This is a genomic window from Henriciella barbarensis (assembly GCF_003576345.1).
Lineage (GTDB): Bacteria > Pseudomonadota > Alphaproteobacteria > Caulobacterales > Hyphomonadaceae > Henriciella > Henriciella barbarensis.
Genome location: NZ_QWGB01000005.1, coordinates 777,386 through 792,471, shown reverse-complemented (window position 1 = coordinate 792,471; position 15,086 = coordinate 777,386). Strand labels below are relative to the sequence as shown.

The 15,086-nt window shown below is 59.6% G+C and carries 21 protein-coding genes; 5 read left to right on the top strand and 16 right to left on the bottom strand.

Annotated features, from left to right (window positions below):
• Nucleotides 1-14 precede the first annotated feature (14 nt).
• Entirely contained in the window at nt 15-1,025 is a 1,011-nt protein-coding gene (locus tag D1224_RS06805) for a glycoside hydrolase family 5 protein (protein ID WP_182482197.1), read from the top strand.
• Between the two features lie 45 nt (nt 1,026-1,070).
• Complete coding sequence (gene tsaD / locus D1224_RS06800; protein ID WP_182482196.1) at nt 1,071-2,156, top strand: tRNA (adenosine(37)-N6)-threonylcarbamoyltransferase complex transferase subunit TsaD; 1,086 nt, start codon at nt 1,071-1,073, stop codon at nt 2,154-2,156.
• Between the two features lie 3 nt (nt 2,157-2,159).
• Here the strand turns inward: tsaD and D1224_RS06795 are convergent, their stop codons facing one another.
• Nucleotides 2,160-2,771: a TetR/AcrR family transcriptional regulator gene (locus tag D1224_RS06795; RefSeq protein ID WP_119379140.1), complete on the bottom strand. Its 612-nt coding sequence runs from the start codon at nt 2,769-2,771 to the stop codon at nt 2,160-2,162.
• Between the two features lie 150 nt (nt 2,772-2,921).
• Here D1224_RS06795 and D1224_RS06790 point away from each other — a divergent pair, with 150 nt between their 5' ends.
• The gene (locus D1224_RS06790) at nt 2,922-3,545 is read left to right on the top strand and encodes a carbonic anhydrase (RefSeq protein ID WP_119379139.1); all 624 of its coding nucleotides are present in this window, start codon (nt 2,922-2,924) and stop codon (nt 3,543-3,545) included.
• Here the strand turns inward: D1224_RS06790 and D1224_RS06785 are convergent.
• The 4 genes from D1224_RS06785 to D1224_RS06770 all read right to left on the bottom strand — a co-directional run bounded on the left by D1224_RS06785 (nt 3,542) and on the right by D1224_RS06770 (nt 6,510).
• Entirely contained in the window at nt 3,542-4,165 is a 624-nt protein-coding gene (locus D1224_RS06785) for a LysE family translocator (protein ID WP_119379138.1), read from the bottom strand. The genes D1224_RS06790 and D1224_RS06785 overlap by 4 nt on opposite strands.
• Nucleotides 4,166-4,180: 15 nt before the next feature.
• Nucleotides 4,181-4,711 (bottom strand): inorganic diphosphatase, encoded by a 531-nt coding sequence (gene ppa, locus D1224_RS06780; RefSeq protein WP_119379137.1) that lies wholly within the window; start codon nt 4,709-4,711, stop codon nt 4,181-4,183.
• An 83-nt stretch (nt 4,712-4,794) separates the two neighbouring features.
• The gene (locus D1224_RS06775; RefSeq protein WP_119379136.1) at nt 4,795-5,403 is read right to left on the bottom strand and encodes a TIGR02466 family protein; all 609 of its coding nucleotides are present in this window, start codon (nt 5,401-5,403) and stop codon (nt 4,795-4,797) included.
• Nucleotides 5,404-5,541: 138 nt separating this feature from the next.
• A complete protein-coding gene (locus tag D1224_RS06770; protein ID WP_119379135.1) occupies nt 5,542-6,510 on the bottom strand; it encodes a class I SAM-dependent methyltransferase in 969 nt (322 codons plus the stop codon).
• 183 nt (nt 6,511-6,693) lie between these two features.
• Between D1224_RS06770 and D1224_RS06765 the strand changes: the two genes are divergently transcribed.
• Nucleotides 6,694-7,170 carry an Hsp20 family protein gene (locus D1224_RS06765; protein WP_119379134.1) on the top strand — a complete coding sequence of 159 codons (477 nt, stop codon included), beginning with the start codon at nt 6,694-6,696 and terminating at the stop codon, nt 7,168-7,170.
• A gap of 80 nt (nt 7,171-7,250) precedes the next feature.
• On the opposite strand, the gene D1224_RS06760 is transcribed toward D1224_RS06765, so the two are convergent.
• A complete protein-coding gene (locus D1224_RS06760; protein ID WP_119379923.1) occupies nt 7,251-8,255 on the bottom strand; it encodes a glutathione S-transferase family protein in 1,005 nt (334 codons plus the stop codon).
• A 127-nt stretch (nt 8,256-8,382) separates the two neighbouring features.
• Here D1224_RS06760 and D1224_RS06755 point away from each other — a divergent pair, with 127 nt between their 5' ends.
• Nucleotides 8,383-9,522, top strand: coding sequence for a glycosyltransferase (locus tag D1224_RS06755; RefSeq protein WP_119379133.1), 1,140 nt, complete (start codon nt 8,383-8,385; stop codon nt 9,520-9,522).
• Here D1224_RS06755 and rimM read toward each other — a convergent pair.
• The 10 genes from rimM to D1224_RS06705 all read right to left on the bottom strand — a co-directional run bounded on the left by rimM (nt 9,511) and on the right by D1224_RS06705 (nt 15,019).
• Complete coding sequence (gene rimM, locus D1224_RS06750; protein WP_119379132.1) at nt 9,511-10,068, bottom strand: ribosome maturation factor RimM; 558 nt, start codon at nt 10,066-10,068, stop codon at nt 9,511-9,513. The two genes, D1224_RS06755 and rimM, sit on opposite strands and share 12 nt — an antisense overlap.
• Before the next feature lie 50 nt (nt 10,069-10,118).
• On the bottom strand, nt 10,119-10,868 hold the full coding sequence (locus D1224_RS06745; protein WP_119379131.1) for a beta/gamma crystallin-related protein: 750 nt from the start codon (nt 10,866-10,868) through the stop codon (nt 10,119-10,121).
• A gap of 110 nt (nt 10,869-10,978) precedes the next feature.
• On the bottom strand, nt 10,979-11,290 hold the full coding sequence (locus D1224_RS06740; RefSeq protein WP_119379130.1) for a winged helix-turn-helix domain-containing protein: 312 nt from the start codon (nt 11,288-11,290) through the stop codon (nt 10,979-10,981).
• 11 nt (nt 11,291-11,301) lie between these two features.
• Nucleotides 11,302-11,922 (bottom strand): hypothetical protein, encoded by a 621-nt coding sequence (locus D1224_RS06735; RefSeq protein WP_119379129.1) that lies wholly within the window; start codon nt 11,920-11,922, stop codon nt 11,302-11,304.
• Nucleotides 11,923-12,109: 187 nt separating this feature from the next.
• Nucleotides 12,110-12,952 (bottom strand): CheR family methyltransferase, encoded by an 843-nt coding sequence (locus D1224_RS06730; protein ID WP_119379128.1) that lies wholly within the window; start codon nt 12,950-12,952, stop codon nt 12,110-12,112.
• Nucleotides 12,953-13,021: 69 nt separating this feature from the next.
• Nucleotides 13,022-13,387 carry a response regulator gene (locus D1224_RS06725; protein WP_119379127.1) on the bottom strand — a complete coding sequence of 122 codons (366 nt, stop codon included), beginning with the start codon at nt 13,385-13,387 and terminating at the stop codon, nt 13,022-13,024.
• 67 nt (nt 13,388-13,454) lie between these two features.
• Nucleotides 13,455-14,111, bottom strand: coding sequence for a histidine phosphotransferase family protein (locus tag D1224_RS06720; protein WP_119379126.1), 657 nt, complete (start codon nt 14,109-14,111; stop codon nt 13,455-13,457).
• Between the two features lie 79 nt (nt 14,112-14,190).
• On the bottom strand, nt 14,191-14,430 hold the full coding sequence (locus tag D1224_RS06715; RefSeq protein WP_119379125.1) for a hypothetical protein: 240 nt from the start codon (nt 14,428-14,430) through the stop codon (nt 14,191-14,193).
• 23 nt (nt 14,431-14,453) lie between these two features.
• Nucleotides 14,454-14,807 carry a YdbL family protein gene (locus D1224_RS06710; RefSeq protein ID WP_119379124.1) on the bottom strand — a complete coding sequence of 118 codons (354 nt, stop codon included), beginning with the start codon at nt 14,805-14,807 and terminating at the stop codon, nt 14,454-14,456.
• A 23-nt stretch (nt 14,808-14,830) separates the two neighbouring features.
• Nucleotides 14,831-15,019, bottom strand: coding sequence for a YnbE family lipoprotein (locus tag D1224_RS06705; RefSeq protein WP_233350429.1), 189 nt, complete (start codon nt 15,017-15,019; stop codon nt 14,831-14,833).
• Between the last annotated feature and the right edge of the window lie 67 nt (nt 15,020-15,086).

Below are 15,086 nucleotides of genomic sequence, written 5' to 3'. Positions count from 1 at the left end.
CGAGGAGATTGCCCATGCTGGTCCGTTTTGCCAGTTCCGCCCTGGCCCTGACGCTTATGGCCTGCTCGGGGCCCTCTTCGTCAGCGGCTCCACGCGGTGAAATGCGCGTACCTGCATCTCCCGTGCAGCGCTGCATGAACCTTGGCGGGGCACTGGAAGCGCCCAATGAAGGCGACTGGGGATATTCGATCCGGGCAGAAGACCTTGAGACAATAAAGGCGGCAGGCTTCGACACGGTGCGCTTGCCGGTGCGCTGGGACGTACATGCCATGCAGCGCGCGCCCTACACGATCCGGCAGGACCACATCGACCGTGTGAAAGAGGTTATCACGCAAGCAGATGCCGCAGGCCTTCAGACCATCGTTGACCTGCATCACTATAACGACCTCATGTCGCACCCAGATGCGCATTATGAGCGCCTGTTCGCGATGTGGCGTCAGATTGCCGAAGCGCTGCAGGATGCACCGGACAGTGTCATCCTTGAGCTACTCAACGAGCCGAACGATCGCATGACGGTAGAGCGTACCGATGCGGTAAACGCTGAGCTTCTCTCCATCGTTCGCGAATATCATCCGGGCCGCTGGGTCGTTGTGGGCAGTGCGGGCTGGGGTTCGCTCTCGGCGCTGCTCGATAGCAATCCGCCAGAGGATGACCGGATCATTCTGACCTTCCACAGCTATGAGCCTTACGATTTTACCCATCAGGGCGCCTTCTTTGCCGACCCACCCCCGCCGACCGGCACGCGCTGGGGTACGGTCGCCGAATACAGCGAAATCAATGCAGGCGCAGAAGCGGCTGCAAGGTTCGCAAGCGAGCAGGGCCATCCCATGCTACTGGGCGAGTTCGGCGTGTATGAAGAGGTGCCGCTGGACCAGCGCGCGGTCTGGACGCGGGCCATGCGCAAGGCCGCAGAGGACCGGGGTATTGGCTGGTGCTACTGGGACTTCGCAACCACATTCAAGGCCTACAATCTAGAACGCGATGAGTGGATCTATTCCATCAAGAGCGCGCTTCTGGATAACTGAGGCGCCAAGCTTCCGATTTTAGACTGTGCGCCTTAAGTGAGGGCCATGACCTCTCACACGGTTCTTGGAATTGAAACGAGCTGCGACGAAACCGCGGCGGCAGTCTTGCGCCTCGAAAATGGCCGCGCAACGATCCTATCGGAAATCGTGCGCTCGCAAGTCGAGGCGCATGCGCCTTATGGCGGGGTGGTGCCCGAAATTGCTGCGCGGGCCCATGCCGATATCGCAGACCAGATCGTCGCGGCCGCGATTGAAGAGAGTGGGCTATCGCTTTCTGAACTCGATGGCATCGCAGCGACGTCTGGGCCGGGCCTCATTGGCGGGGTCATGGTCGGCATGATGACCGGCAAGGCGCTAGCGCTCGCGTCGGGCAAGCCTTTCCTTCCGGTCAATCATCTTGAGGGCCACGCGCTTTCGCCGCGTCTCGCTGAAGACTGTCCGTTTCCTTACCTGCTGCTGCTGGTGTCCGGCGGTCACTGCCAATTCATCGAAGTGCGCGGGCTTGGCCGGTATAGGCGGCTCGGCACGACGATTGACGATGCCGCTGGTGAAGCCTTCGACAAGCTTGCAAAACTGCTGGGGCTTGGCTTTCCGGGCGGACCAGCTGTTGAGCGAAACGCTGCGGGCGGCGACCCGAAGCGTTACAAGCTACCTCGCCCGCTCATGGACCGCGATGGCCTTGATATGAGTTTTGCGGGCCTCAAAACGGCGGCGGCCCGGATCATTGAGGCAGGTGAACTTTCAGAGCAGGACAAAAGCGACCTGTGCGCGAGCTATCAGGCCGCGATTGCCGACTGCCTGACACAGCGGGCCGACCGGGCGCTCGGCATGTTCGAAGCCGATGGCGAAAAGCGGCTAGTGGTTGCTGGGGGTGTCGCAGCGAACCAGGCGATCCGTACCAGCCTTGAGGAAGCCGCCAGTCGCCATTGTGCCCGTCTGATCGCGCCGCCACTTCGTCATTGTACCGATAATGCGGCCATGATCGCCCTGGCAGGGGCAGAGCATCTTGCTGTCGGCCAGGTTAATGGGGACGCGATGAGCTTCTCCGCGCGGCCACGCTGGCCTCTGGATGAGGCAAGCGCCCTTTCTGACCCTGCCTATGGCGGGGGAAAGCGCGGCGCGAAAGCCTGACGCTTAAGGTTTCAGTAGCTGGATGAGATGGGCGGCCTGATCTCGGGAGAAGCCCTCTTTAAGCGGCGCGCGCATGACGATCAGATTGTGCCAGGCTGGCGAGATCAGCAGGTTTACCGCTTCGTCGATATCATAGTCGCGGCGGATTAGCTGCTTGGCAGCGATCTCAGCCAGGATGAGACGAAGCGGGGCGCGGATATTGGCCTTCATCCAGTTGCGCCAGCTTTCGCCCGCGGCCTTTTCGTCGGCTGCAGCGATCAGCGCGCCGCGCAGGACAGCATGGCCATTACCGGCGCGGGTCACGGTCTCAATTGGCAGGATGAGCGCTGCGATACGTTCTACTGGATCAGTTTCGGCGGCTTGTGAGACAGCGGGCAGAAGACCGATTGCGGCCTCAACGCACATGCTGCCTGTCGCAGGCCACCAGCGATAGATCGTCTGTTTGGAGGCATGGGCGGTACGCGCCACGCTGTCGACGCTGAACTTGCGCCAGCCAGAGCGCACCAGTTCTTCGCGCGTGGCTTCGAGGATCGCGACCCTTGAGGCTTCGCTTCGGCGCGGGCCTTGCCTGCGGCGCGCTGGTTTCGATTTCTTTGGAGATGTTTCTTCAGTCATCCACCCATTCCCAGGACCCGAGCCTCGGAGCCTATCCCAATCAATAGAGTTTTCAAAAGGATTGATCGCAACTTCGAATTTTGACCTATCGAACATTGCCGAGCAGGCGGGTTCTGACTAGTTGCGGGTCAGAATAAGGGAAAGATCGACATGCGTTCACCTGATGAATTGATTGATGGCTATCGCGCGTTCAGACGCGGCACCTACAAGCAGCAGGCCAAGCTTTATGAAACGCTGGGCGAAGGCCAGAATCCGAATGTGATGCTGATTGGCTGCGCCGACAGCCGGGCAGAGCCAGCTGACATTTTCAATGCAGCGCCAGGCCAGCTATTCATCGTGCGCAATGTTGCCAATCTGGTGCCGCCTTATGAGACGGGCGGCGGCCAGCACGGTGTCAGTGCGGCGCTCGAGTTCGCTGTCACAGCGCTCGAAGTCGAGCACATTGTAATCATGGGTCATGGCGGCTGCGGCGGCGTGAATGCGTCTCTGTCGGCCGCGAATGACAAGCCGGTTGGAGAGTTCATCGCGCCGTGGGTCAAACTGCTCGACGAGGCGCGGGACAAGGTGCTTGCAGCTGATCCGGAAGATCCTCAGCGCGCGCTGGAGTTTGCCGGCGTCGAACAGTCGCTGAAAAATCTGATGACCTTCCCGTTCGTGGAAGAACGCGTAAAGACCGGCAAGCTGACGCTGCACGGGGCCTGGTTCGCGATTGCGCTCGGCCAGCTTTACTGGCGCAGCGCCGATACAGGTGAGTTCGAGCTGATCGAAGCCTAGGGCTTGCTTGTCGCCCAGACCGCGAAGGCTGCAGAGCCGACCATCAGCGTCGCCGCGCCGATATTGAACCAGCGGGCGAAGGCCGGGTCGCTGAAGCTCTTTGCCATCCGGTCTGCGGCAAAAGCATAGACGAACAGCCCCGTCATCTCGCTGACCGTAATCGTGGCCACCATGATCGCAATCTGCGGGGTGAGTGGGCGTGACGCATCAAAGAAGCCGGGCAGGAGTGCGCCGAAGAAAACGAGCGCGTTCGGGTTTGCCAGCTGCAGCCCGAAGCCCTTGCCAAGCAGCGCGGCCCGCTTCGGCATGGCTTCACGCGACAGGCGCAGGTCTCGTGTTGCACCGCGCACCAGCCCATAGGCCAGCCAGATGATAAAGCCGAGTCCGGCGAGCTTCAGACCCAGAAAGGCAAGCGGGAACTGGGAGGCGATTGCCGCTGCGCCTGCAGCGGCAAGGCCAATCCAGACAAGGTTTGCGGTCGAAACCCCGATCGCAGGCAGCATGGCTGGCCGCACGCCGTATCTCAGCGACGAGGATACGACCAGCATCACTGCGGGTCCGGGTGTTAGCCCACCAGCAAAGAATAGACCGACGAGCGCCAGCCAGACCGAGAGTTCCAAACTGGCCCCTCGCGTTTAGCTTTTTGCGCCGCGCTCGATCGATTCCCGGATCAGCTCACGTGCCTTATCGACGCCTTCCCAGCCGCGCACCTTCACCCACTTATTGGGCTCAAGGTCCTTATAGTGCTCGAAGAAGTGCTGGATGCGGTCGATCAGCGTGTCTGGCAGGTCGGTATAGTTCTGCACCTTTTCATAGAAGCGGGTGAGCTTCTGGTGCGGCACAGCGAGGATCTTCTCGTCTTCGCCGCCATCGTCTTCCATCAGCAGGACGCCAATCGGACGGGCACGGACGACCGCGCCCGGAACCAGCGCGCGCTGGCCAACGACCATCACGTCAATCGGGTCGCCATCAAGGCTGAGCGTGTGCGGGACGAACCCGTAATTGCACGGGTAGCGCATGGAGGTGTAGAGATACCGGTCAACGAACATCGCGCCCGATGCCTTGTCGATCTCATACTTGATTGGCTCACCGCCCAGCGGGACTTCGATGATGACGTTGAGATCGTCTGGCGCATTCTCGCCAATGCTGATTTTGGAAATATCCATGCGTCGCTCCAGAAAGGACGGGTAAAAGTTGATGGTGCAGTGCAAAAGCGCAGCGCCTGCGTCAAGACCACTTTGCTGCTTCGTCAGTCAGAAAGTCCGAAATTGAAGCTGATCGAGATGCGCGCATCCTCGCTTCGGCTCGCCATTACCTCGTGACGCAACCAGCTTTCCCACATCAGAATGTTGCCCGGTTTCGGGTCGACATAGACAAAGCGGCTCTGGTCTTCAGCTGTTTTATCGCGGAGTTGCGGGGCCGCCATCATGTTTGCCAGTCTTGGATCTTCGAACCGGATCGCGCCGGCGCCTTCGGGTACGGCGATATAGACGGTGCCGGAAAGGATGCTGCCCGGGTGGATATGGCCTGAATGGTTTCCGCCTTCGCCAAGGATGTTGACCCAGAGCGCATCAAGCGTCATCCGGCGTCCCTCAAGGTCCCAGCCAAGCTCATCTGCCGCTTGTCCTGCCCATGAAAGAAGTTTTGCTTCCAGCGCGCCGAAAGCTGGCGCGCGTTGGGGGAGGTCATTCAGGGACGCATAGGAGGTGTAACCGGGATAGCCTTTTTCCTCGCACCAGTCATGGCCCGCGGTGTCGCCTTCTTCGATCATCCAGCAGCTGGCTTCGAGCTCTTCGAGCAGGCTGTTATCGCCAAGATCGAACTCGAAGAGGCGGGTCGGGAAAATAAGACGGGTCATGATGGCGAGCTTCTAGTCGCAGGGTGGAAGAAGGTGAAGCCGGTTTTGTGGGCGGAGGAACGACCAGCCTTCATCATAACGAAAAAGCCCCGCCCCCCGATCGAGGGGCAGGGCTCATTTCTAGTATGGCAGACCGGCCTATTCTTCGGTCGCGTCTTCCATCATTTCAGGCTCTGCTGGCGTTTCGCCATCGGCTGGCTTCACGAAGCGCAGGGTCATGCGGTCGGATTCGCCAATTTCCTGATACTCCGCTGCGTCAAAGCCCTCCGGCGTGTTGCCTTCGCGGTCTGTCGTGCGGGAGACAGGTGGCAGTGTCCACACACCGAATGGGTGATCGGCGGTATCTGCCGGGTTCGCGTTGATCTCGCTTGCCTCTTCAAAGACGAAACCTGCTTCTTCAGCAAGGCGGGTGACATAATCCTGATGGACATAGCCGGTGGGGGCCGACGGGTCCTGGTTCAGGGCTGATGGCAGACGGTGTTCGACAACGCCGAGCACGCCGCCGGGCTTCAGCACGGCGAAAGCGTCATTGAAGAATTTGTCCGCATGGTCGCCGCCCATCCAGTTGTGGATGTTGCGGAAGGTCACGATGGCATCGACGCTCTCTGGTTCGCCGAGCGGACCGGAGGCGGAGTCATAGTAGGTGTACTGAAGTTCGCCGAACAGGTCCGGGAAGGGGCTGTAATTAGCCTGATAGGCTTCGAGGGCCTCTGCCGCGCGATCAGAGCGATCCGGACTGATGACCGCAGCAATGAAGGTACCGCCATTTGCATGCAGCCATGGCGCGATAATATTGGTGTACCAGCCGCCGCCAGGCCAGATTTCCATGACGGTGTCGTCGCCCTCAATCCCGAAGAACTCCAGTGTCTCAGCCGGATTACGATATTCGTCGCGGGCGATTTCCTTTGGGTTGCGCCAGCTGCCTTCCATGGCGTCTTCAAGCGTGAAGGATGCCTGCGTGGCATCAGCGTCCATGCCGTTTTCCGCCTCACCGCTCGCAGGGGGTGTTGCGACTTCCAGGTTCGTCTCGTCAGTTGCAGCATCGTCGCCACCGCCGCATGCGGCGAGGGTTAGTGCCAGAAGGCTTGTTGCGAATATCCGGTTCATTTTCGTCTCCTCATTTTCCCCTTGAACGCGGGGGCGTGTTTCCCAAATACACTATGACCGGGCGCTGCCAAGCGGGCCCGGTCCGGTAATCTGCCGGCGCCGATGGACGGGCCGGAGTGACAGATAAGCCGAAATGATGATCCGGCACGTCCGGATACAGTTGCTTAGAGAGGACTGTTTGTCATGAGTACAATTGATCTGACCCCACTTTATCGCACGATGGTTGGTTTTGACCGTATGGCCAACCTCATCGATTCTGCCAGCCGCCTTGATGGCGCGCAGGGCTATCCCCCTTACAATATTGAGCGCGTTGCAGACGACGCCTTCGCCATCGAAATCGCCGTGGCCGGTTTTGCTGAAGACGAGCTCGACATTGAAACCAATGAAAACCTGCTGACTGTTGCTGGCAAGAAAGCCGCCAGCGGTGACGGCGAAGAGCGTCAGTACCTGCATCGCGGCATCGCCGAGCGTGGCTTCCTGCGCCGGTTCCAGCTTGCTGACCATGTCATTGTGACGGGTGCATCGTTGCAGAACGGCCTGCTTCGCGTCGAACTCCTGCGGGAGCTTCCTGAAGCCAAGAAGCCTCGCAAGATCGAGATTGGCTCGTCCGGCCAGCCAAAGTCGAAGCCGAAACTGATCGGTAAACAGTCTGCCGCGTAACCCCCGCGCAGACCCCTGAGACGAGAAAGCCCCGGACGCGATGTCCGGGGCTTTTTTATTCGAAAGCTATCAAGGGCCGTCTACTTATTGGGGTTCTGGAAGTAGACGTCGGCGCCAGCGGCATTGAGGAATGACGTCAGGCTTTCATTGTCGCTGAGACGGCGCACCGCCTTCTGGACCGACTTGAAGGAGGTCGCCGCATAGCGCTGGGTAACCTGTTCGAATGCCTTGCCGTCGATCTTGACGCTCACACGGTCCTGTTTGGCGATATCGGCCTCAAGCGTTTCCTTGGCCCATGGCAGATAGGTCTGCGACAGTTCTTCGGTAAAGATTGCCAGCAGGGTTGGCTCAAGTTCAGACAGTGGCTTGAAGCTGTCGCCTGCCTTTGGCGCGTCCATGAATTCGCACCAGGCGGTCACGAAAGGTGCGTTCTCACGAAGCCAGGCGCCCGGCGTTGGATCCATCAGCATTTGCGAAAGTTGCGCAGCAATCGAGAAATCGGCAACGGAAGGTCGATTGCCGAAGATGAAAAGATTATTCTCGAGGTGTGCGTTGAGCAGCGGGATGAAGCGCTCAAAAGAGGTTTTCAGCGCCTTCTCATTCTTCCGTTCGATACCGATCAGCTCAAGGCGCTCACGCATCCGCTTCACAATCTGGTCGCGGGTCTTCTTCTTGGCGCGCGGCAGCTTGCCGTCGAAGAGTTGTTCCATCGTGCGGTCGGCTGCTTCCTCGCGGTCAGGCTTCTGGCCCCAGCGCTCACGGAACATCACCTTGCTCAGCCACTCATCGCCATAATCCTCAAGGATGAGGGCCAGAACGGCGCAAGCCGGATCGTCCGGCACGGAAGATGGCTCTGCATGGTCGTTCTCGATGGCCGAAAGGATATCGGTCGAATCCTGGTTCGGTGCGCGGCCGGGTGACACCAGAAGTGGGACCGTCGGCGCCTTCGCATGGGACTGGAACTCTTCTTCCTTTTCCGACGAACGGCCGATCCAGTCGAAGTCCACGCCTTTGTATTTCAGGAAGGCACGGACTTTCATGGAATAGGGAGAGGTCTCAGCGCCGAAGAGGCGGTAATCTGACATGTCTGGTCCTTTGGGGCTGCAGCCTTCGGGTCTTATGCGATGGGGCGGTGACTGCCAAGACATGTTTGACGGTTCGGAGGGCGTGTCATAGTCAAGCCGCGCGCCAGTCAGAAAGAGGGTGACCGCCATGAGCACGCAAAGACGGTTTCTCGCCTATTGCGACAAGCTCTTCACCCCATCGGAAAGCTTCATCCCTCGTGGCTATTCTGCGTTCAGCAAGCTGAAGCCTGTTTACGTCGGTCATGAGCTGAAAGGCCCTGTCCCTGAAGGCGCCGAAGTTATTGAGCTCGGCCCGCTGCATGGTGCCGGTGGTGAGGCCGCTTACAAACAGCTCGGGACGATCTCGGCAAAGCTCCAGAATGTGCTGGAAGAAATTGAACCCGTGGCCATCCATGCCAGCTTCGGCAAGTCTGGCGCCTACGCGCTGCCCCTCGCCGAGCGGCTGAACCTGCCACTGGCCGTCACTTATTATGGCGGCGATGCGACCAAGACGACTAACACCAAAGACAGCTTCGTGCGGGTCTATAACCGGCGCCGGGCAAAGCTATGGCGTGAGGCGGACCTTATCCTGCCCTGCTCGAAATTCATCCGCGATGAGCTTGCCGGCAAGGGCGCTCCGACCGACAAGATGGTGGTCCACCACAATACAGCCGACCCGTCGCGTTTCGAACCGGGTGAGAAGAAGGACCTTCTTGTCTTTGCCGGGCGCTGGACCGAGAAAAAAGGCATCGATACGCTGATTGCCGCGCTGGCGCGCCTCGGCGATGAACTGAAGGGCTGGACGATCCGGCTGATCGGCGACGGCGACCTCAAGGAAGAACTCGTCGCCCGGCTCGAAGCGGCGGGCGTGAAAGCAGAACTTCCAGGCTGGGTGCCTGCCGACGAGATGCCGAAACACTGGGCCGAAGCGCGTATCGCTGTTGTGCCATCAAAACGCGCAAAGTCAGGCGATGCAGAGGGCCTGCCACTAGTCTGCATCGAAGCGATGCTGTCGGGCTGCGCGCTGGCGGCGACGCGCCATGCCGGCATCCCGGAATGCGTGAAGGATGGCGAGACCGGCTATCTTGTCGACGAGGGCGACGATGCAGCGCTTGCAGACCGGCTCGCCCGCATGCTGAGCGACCGTGAGCGGACTGCGCGAATGGGCGAGGCTGGCCGTGCCTTCGCCATGGAAAGCTTCAACCTGCAGACGCAGAGCCGGAAGCTGGAATCCTACCTCATCGACCTCGCGGTGAAGGCGGGCACGATGCAGGCCTCAGACCTCTGATTTCTTGCGCGGGTCGGACTGGTCCGCCCACATCTGCGCATCGGCAATCGTGACGGTGCGCGCGGTGAAATCGATGTCAGGAATATCTTTCAGGGTGAATGGCACGAAATAGGCAGGTTCGCCGGCTGTGTCGGGGGCCACTTCCAGAAGATCGCCTGCCCCGAAATTCTGGACCGATTTCACGCGTCCAAAGACAGTGCCATCCGGCGAGCAGGTCTTCAGGCCGACGAGATCTTCAATGTAGAACTCATCCTCATCGGCAGTGGGCAGGTCGGCGCGGCTGACATGCAGCTTCAAGCCCTTCATCGCATCCCATTCTTCCTTCTGGCGGGACGTTTTTGGCGTGACGATGAAGTGATCGCTGGCGGATTTGTAGGATTTGACGCTGAGAAGCGGTTTGCCCTTTTCGTCGAGAAGCTGGTCGAAATCGAAAATGGCTTCAGGTTCGCCAGTGAAACTGCGAACGCGGACATCGCCGCGAACGCCGTGCGCGCCGGAAAGCGCGCCCACGACGACAAGCCTCTCAGGGTTGGATCGGTCAGACATGAAGGGCTTCCTACTTCCCAAACGGAAAAGCTGGAAGCCCTTCGAGCAGCCTAGAATGGGCGGTTGTAGCCTGGGCGGCGATTATAGCCTGCCGGACGGACCGAGGTGATATTGTCGTTCAGCCGATAATAGCCGGTCTCATCGACAGAGCGGTCGATAATCTCACAGCGCCCACGATAATTGGGGTCGGTGCAGACTTCCCAGACGCCGCTATTGATGACGATGGAAGAGACCTTGTCGTTGAAACGCAGCTGATTGAGGTGCGGGATGGCGCCGTTAACGGGCAGGGCGCTGCCACGAAATTGCGGATCCGCGAACAGGATCATCGGCGCGTTGCCGTGGCCGCGGCGACCACGATCATGGTCGCGTCGGCCGTCATGGCGGTCGTCACGGTCGTAGCGCCCGCCGCGGTCATGGCGGCGATCATTGCGGCCCCAACGGTCTGCGACCGGGCGAATGGAGCTGATCTTGTCGTTCAGGCGGAACTCGTTGAGCTGATCTTCGCGATAGGTGAGGATCTCGCAACGACCGCGGAAGTTCGGATCGACGCACACTTCCCAGCTGCCGCTATGGATGCGGATGGAGGATGCCTTGTCGTTGAAGCGGTACTCGCTGAGATGGGCGATCGGGCCGGTCACGCGCAATGACTGTCCGCGAAAATCGGCGTGCTGGTAGATCACTGCAGTGCCAGCTGCGCGATTGTTGTAGCCATGCCCGCTTGGGCCGTATTGCGCCATCGCGGGCAGAGTGAAGGCCGTCAGGGCGGCAAAACCGAGGGCGAGTTTCTTAAGAGGGATCATGTCCGGTCTCCAGATCTGTCTTTCCCGCAAAAACTAGCAAGACCCGGCTGAACCTCTGACAACCGGGTCTTCAGACAAATGCTGGACGCCTTTCTGTGTTCCAGCTGGGCCTAGTCGGATGCGTCCATCAGGCCGCGCATCTGGTCGATCCAGTCGAGCCAGGCCTTGCGGCCTGCATCGGTCAGGAAGATGCGGGTCTGGGGCTTCTTGCCCACGAAACGCTTCTCCTGGCGGACATAACCTGCCTCTTCGAGCTTCTTCAGATGGGTCGAGAGATTGCCATCAGTGGCGCCAACCTTGTCGCGAAGCTCGCCGAAGATGGCGGGGCTCGCCGAGGAGAGATATGCCATCACACCGAGCCGCAGGCGGCCATGGATGACATCGTCTATCTGACTGTGATCAAAGGGGTTTTCAGTCTCCATGATGATCCGCCTTACACGACGCCAGATGGTTCGTCGCGCAGCATGAGAATGCCCGGTATCAGGACGCTGCAAGCGGCGGCGAAGGCGGCGGCTAGGTAGAGTTCAGCTGTGTCGATAATGAGAACGGTCAGGCCCACAAAGATGATGGCGATAAAGCCTGCAAGCTTCAGCCAGCCGACCCGCGCGATTTCGCCACTGACAAGTTGAGCGATGCCATAGACGCCGAGCACAAGCGGAATGGACCACATATAGCCACTGGAGGCGGCGCCAATCAGGAATGATTTGATGGAGACGCCGATAAAGAAACTGCCAAGCACGAAACCTGCGGCCATCCAGACGGTCTCGGAGACGCGGTTTCCCTCGGAAGATTGGCCCGGCTTGTTCGTTGGAAAGGCCTTTGCCAGCAGGAAATAGCCGCCAAGTCCCAGGACAATGAAGCCACCCCACATGATGCCGAGCGCTTCCATGCCAAGGCCGAGTTTGCCCGTCGCTATGAGATAATGACCGATATAGGCGGCTGTGACGAGGCCGCCCCACCAGACCAGAAACCGCCCGCCCAGAAGGGGGGCTGCGGCACCCGCCTCAGCAAGCGAGCGGACATAGGCGAGATCGTCGTTAGCAGTCTTAGTCATCTTAGTCTCCAATAACTTTGAAATACAAAGTAGTGGGTCATAACTAGCTCGTCAAGCCTTTGCTCGGCATGTTGGATGGAATGCCAGCGCGCATGGGGAAAGCGCGGCGGAAACGGGGCCGCAGTCCCCGTGTTTTCACGGTGCAGTGGCGGTGTACTGGCGGTGTTTCTGCTGGTGTCGCTAAAAATCAGGCCGCGACAGTCAGATCGCCCACGTCGACATTCCGATTGTAGCCGCCACGGATAGCTCGCGAGGGTTCGAGTCCGGCGATGAGCCCGGCGGCAGATTCTGTCTCGCCGAGGAAGAGAAAGCCGTGCTCCGAGAGTTGGCGCGCGGCGTTCAGAAGTGCCCGGATGCGGGCCTCTTTCGTCATGTCAGTGATGACATTCCGGCAAAGGATGACATCGAACATGCCAAGGCCTTCAGCCGACTGCATCAGATTATGCGTGCGCACGCCGATCTGGCTGGCGAGGGCGTGGGAGACCTGCCACTCGCTTGTGTCGAGCCGCGTGAAGTGAGCAAGCATCCGGCGGGCCGAGAGGCCTTTCTGGATGTCGAAATGACCGAAGATGCCAGAGCGGGCTGAAGCGCTTGTGCGCTCGCAGATATCGGTGGTGACGATTTCAATCTGGACGTCTTCAAAAGCCTTTCTGCCCATCTCATGGATCAGGATGGCGAGCGAAAGGGCTTCCTGGCCTGTCGAGCCGCCAGCACACCAGATACGGATGCGGCCGTCGCGGGCGCGTTTGGCGCATTCGGGCAAGACGAGCTTTACGATCCGCTCCAGCGTCCCGCGTTCCGAAAAGAACCGGGTGCGCTTGGCGGTCAGGGCGGCTGCGATTTCCGTGCTGAGCTTGCTGTCAGGGCGCGCATTCAGGATAGCGACCAGGTCATCGACGCTGGAGAGGCCCTCCCGGCGCAGGATAGAGGAGAGGCGGGCATCGACCAGATAGGACTTCGTCGGCGGGATGTGCTGACCCGACCCTTTGCGGGCGAGCTCTGCAATTTCACGAAAGACGGTCTCTTCCATATCCAGTCCGGTCCGATCTCGTACAGGTGAGCCGCTGATCCTGTCGAGCGCCTTACAGCGCCCTTCGCATCAGATGAGGCCCACCTCTGCAAATTTGCTTTCGATGATATCCGCATCGAAAGGCTTCATTATGAACTCGTTCGCGCCAGAGCGAAGGGCTTCGCCGATATGTTCGGCGTCATTCTCAGTCGAGCAGAAGACGACGACAGGCTTGCTGCCCTCATGTTCGCGGCGGAGCGCGCGAACAAAATCCAGCCCGTTCATGATCGGCATGCTCCAGTCGAGCAGGATCGCGTCAGGCATCTGTTGGCGGCAAGCATCAAGCGCTTCGGCGCCATCGCTGGCTTCGCGGGTCTCGAACTTGAGATCCTGAACGATACGGCCCGCGACCTTGCGCACGACCCGGGAGTCATCGACGATCAGGCAGGATTTCATGTCGCGAGCCCCCTAGCTAATGCGCGCAGAACGACTCAGCATGTACATAGTCCGGTTAACGAGCAGTTTAGCCTTCTGCATTGAGACTGGTCGCCTTAAGCGTGATTTGCTCTTCCTCAGTCTCAACGCTGAGATCGCCGCCAAGACCTTCGGCGATGATGCGGGTGAAGAGAGGCTGGACCGTGCGAGCCGACCAACCTTCTTCTGGCTTGTCTCCGGCGATGGCAGAGGCGGTGTCGTCACGCAGCTTGCAGCGTTTGCCGGCGGCGCTGACCACGATGCCCATCCCTTCGACTTCATTACGGACCTTGACCACAATCGAGCCACCGCGCGGCAAGCAGTCCATGGCCAGCATGACCATGTTCATGATGAGGCGGGCATGGGAAAAGCTGAGATGCTCTGTCTCGATGTCCCATTCGAGTTCAGGCTTCTTGTTGTGGTGAGATACGAAGCTTTCAGTGATCTGCTTGGCATCATGAATGTCTGCCGCGCCGTTCGAGAGGCCGACAGAGCCAAATGCGTAGCGCAGGAATTTCAGTTTGCAGGCCGCGCTTTCAGCCCCGTCATAGAGGAGCTTTTCAGCCTGGACCCGCATCTCGGAATCCTGCGGCTCGTTCATGAAGTCGAGCGCATTGGTGATCGAGGACACGGATGAGACCAGGTCGTGGCAGATACGCGAGGCGATGTAGGCCGACAGGTGCGCGGGGTCGATGGTAGCTTGCATGATGGCCTCTGAGTGTCCGCAAAGAGTGCGAATCTAGCTGATTCGGCCGCTTATGACGCCCCATGTGGCAGCGTTATCGTCAGCTATCGAGGTCTTCCGGTCGCTCGATGTCGTCATGTCCGCTGCGTGCGCTATGAAAGCTGAGCCAGAAGAGGCCAACGGAGAGCGCAATACTCGCAATTGCGCCAAGGCCATAGGCGATCCAGCCATGCAGGCTCATCGTGACGCCGAGTTCGGCCCACATCATCCCGACGCCAACGCCAGCGAGAATGAGAACGCCGATTGCGCCGAGAATGAAAAGTATCGTAGTTCGGGTCATGGACTGTCAGGTAGCGCAGAAATTTATTTCTGCGACCAGGCCCCGCTGTCATCCATGATGTATTCGCCGGGTTGGGCTTTTTCGATGAGCGCCTCACCCGTCACGCGGGCGACCTGTTGCGGCGTAGTGCCGGTGCGCTCGGCCGTTTCGCCATAGGCGGCGCGGCGGCGGTTATTGATGTCCTGCACGAGACGGACGACCGACGGGTCTGCACTGCCATCGACGATGCCGAGATAGCCATCGATACGTTCACCAACCACACCCTGATCTTTGGCCGCTTCCAGTTCTGGATTGGCCGCAGCGGCGGGCGCTGAGAGGGTGAGGGCCGAGCCGGCAATGAAGAGCGCGGAGAGGGCGATGCGGAAAATATTGGCCATGTCTGAAACCTTGGTCCTTTGACCTAGAAGATATCCGGATTGGAAGCGATCAGGTCCTCGACTTCTCTCTCGAGCTTGACGCGGATTTCCTGCTCAACTTTCACATTGAGATTGATGGTGATCGGCTCTGTCGGCGCCTGCACGCGTACAGTTGGCGTGCATGCAGCAACAATGGCGACAAGGCCTGGGGCCAGAATGGCAGCTTTTTTCATGTTCACAGCTCTCATAGGCAATCGCTTTACAGCATAGTGTCTGAACCTGATTTGAACAGGTGTTTGC

Coding starts and splice junctions, on each gene's coding strand:
- D1224_RS06735 (WP_119379129.1), bottom strand. CDS start 11,922: ATGACTAAGACTGCTAACGACGATCTCGCCTATGTCCGCTCGCTTGCT.
- D1224_RS06775 (WP_119379136.1), bottom strand. CDS start 5,403: ATGACCCGTCTTATTTTCCCGACCCGCCTCTTCGAGTTCGATCTTGGC.
- D1224_RS06770 (WP_119379135.1), bottom strand. CDS start 6,510: ATGAACCGGATATTCGCAACAAGCCTTCTGGCACTAACCCTCGCCGCA.
- D1224_RS06705 (WP_233350429.1), bottom strand. CDS start 15,019: ATGAAAAAAGCTGCCATTCTGGCCCCAGGCCTTGTCGCCATTGTTGCT.
- rimM (WP_119379132.1), bottom strand. CDS start 10,068: ATGTCTGACCGATCCAACCCTGAGAGGCTTGTCGTCGTGGGCGCGCTT.
- D1224_RS06790 (WP_119379139.1), top strand. CDS start 2,922: ATGCGTTCACCTGATGAATTGATTGATGGCTATCGCGCGTTCAGACGC.
- D1224_RS06755 (WP_119379133.1), top strand. CDS start 8,383: ATGAGCACGCAAAGACGGTTTCTCGCCTATTGCGACAAGCTCTTCACC.
- D1224_RS06725 (WP_119379127.1), bottom strand. CDS start 13,387: ATGAAATCCTGCCTGATCGTCGATGACTCCCGGGTCGTGCGCAAGGTC.
- D1224_RS06740 (WP_119379130.1), bottom strand. CDS start 11,290: ATGGAGACTGAAAACCCCTTTGATCACAGTCAGATAGACGATGTCATC.
- D1224_RS06730 (WP_119379128.1), bottom strand. CDS start 12,952: ATGGAAGAGACCGTCTTTCGTGAAATTGCAGAGCTCGCCCGCAAAGGG.
- D1224_RS06715 (WP_119379125.1), bottom strand. CDS start 14,430: ATGACCCGAACTACGATACTTTTCATTCTCGGCGCAATCGGCGTTCTC.
- D1224_RS06710 (WP_119379124.1), bottom strand. CDS start 14,807: ATGGCCAATATTTTCCGCATCGCCCTCTCCGCGCTCTTCATTGCCGGC.
- tsaD (WP_182482196.1), top strand. CDS start 1,071: ATGACCTCTCACACGGTTCTTGGAATTGAAACGAGCTGCGACGAAACC.
- D1224_RS06795 (WP_119379140.1), bottom strand. CDS start 2,771: ATGACTGAAGAAACATCTCCAAAGAAATCGAAACCAGCGCGCCGCAGG.
- D1224_RS06745 (WP_119379131.1), bottom strand. CDS start 10,868: ATGATCCCTCTTAAGAAACTCGCCCTCGGTTTTGCCGCCCTGACGGCC.
- D1224_RS06720 (WP_119379126.1), bottom strand. CDS start 14,111: ATGCAAGCTACCATCGACCCCGCGCACCTGTCGGCCTACATCGCCTCG.
- D1224_RS06760 (WP_119379923.1), bottom strand. CDS start 8,255: ATGTCAGATTACCGCCTCTTCGGCGCTGAGACCTCTCCCTATTCCATG.
- D1224_RS06765 (WP_119379134.1), top strand. CDS start 6,694: ATGAGTACAATTGATCTGACCCCACTTTATCGCACGATGGTTGGTTTT.
- D1224_RS06805 (WP_182482197.1), top strand. CDS start 15: ATGCTGGTCCGTTTTGCCAGTTCCGCCCTGGCCCTGACGCTTATGGCC.
- ppa (WP_119379137.1), bottom strand. CDS start 4,711: ATGGATATTTCCAAAATCAGCATTGGCGAGAATGCGCCAGACGATCTC.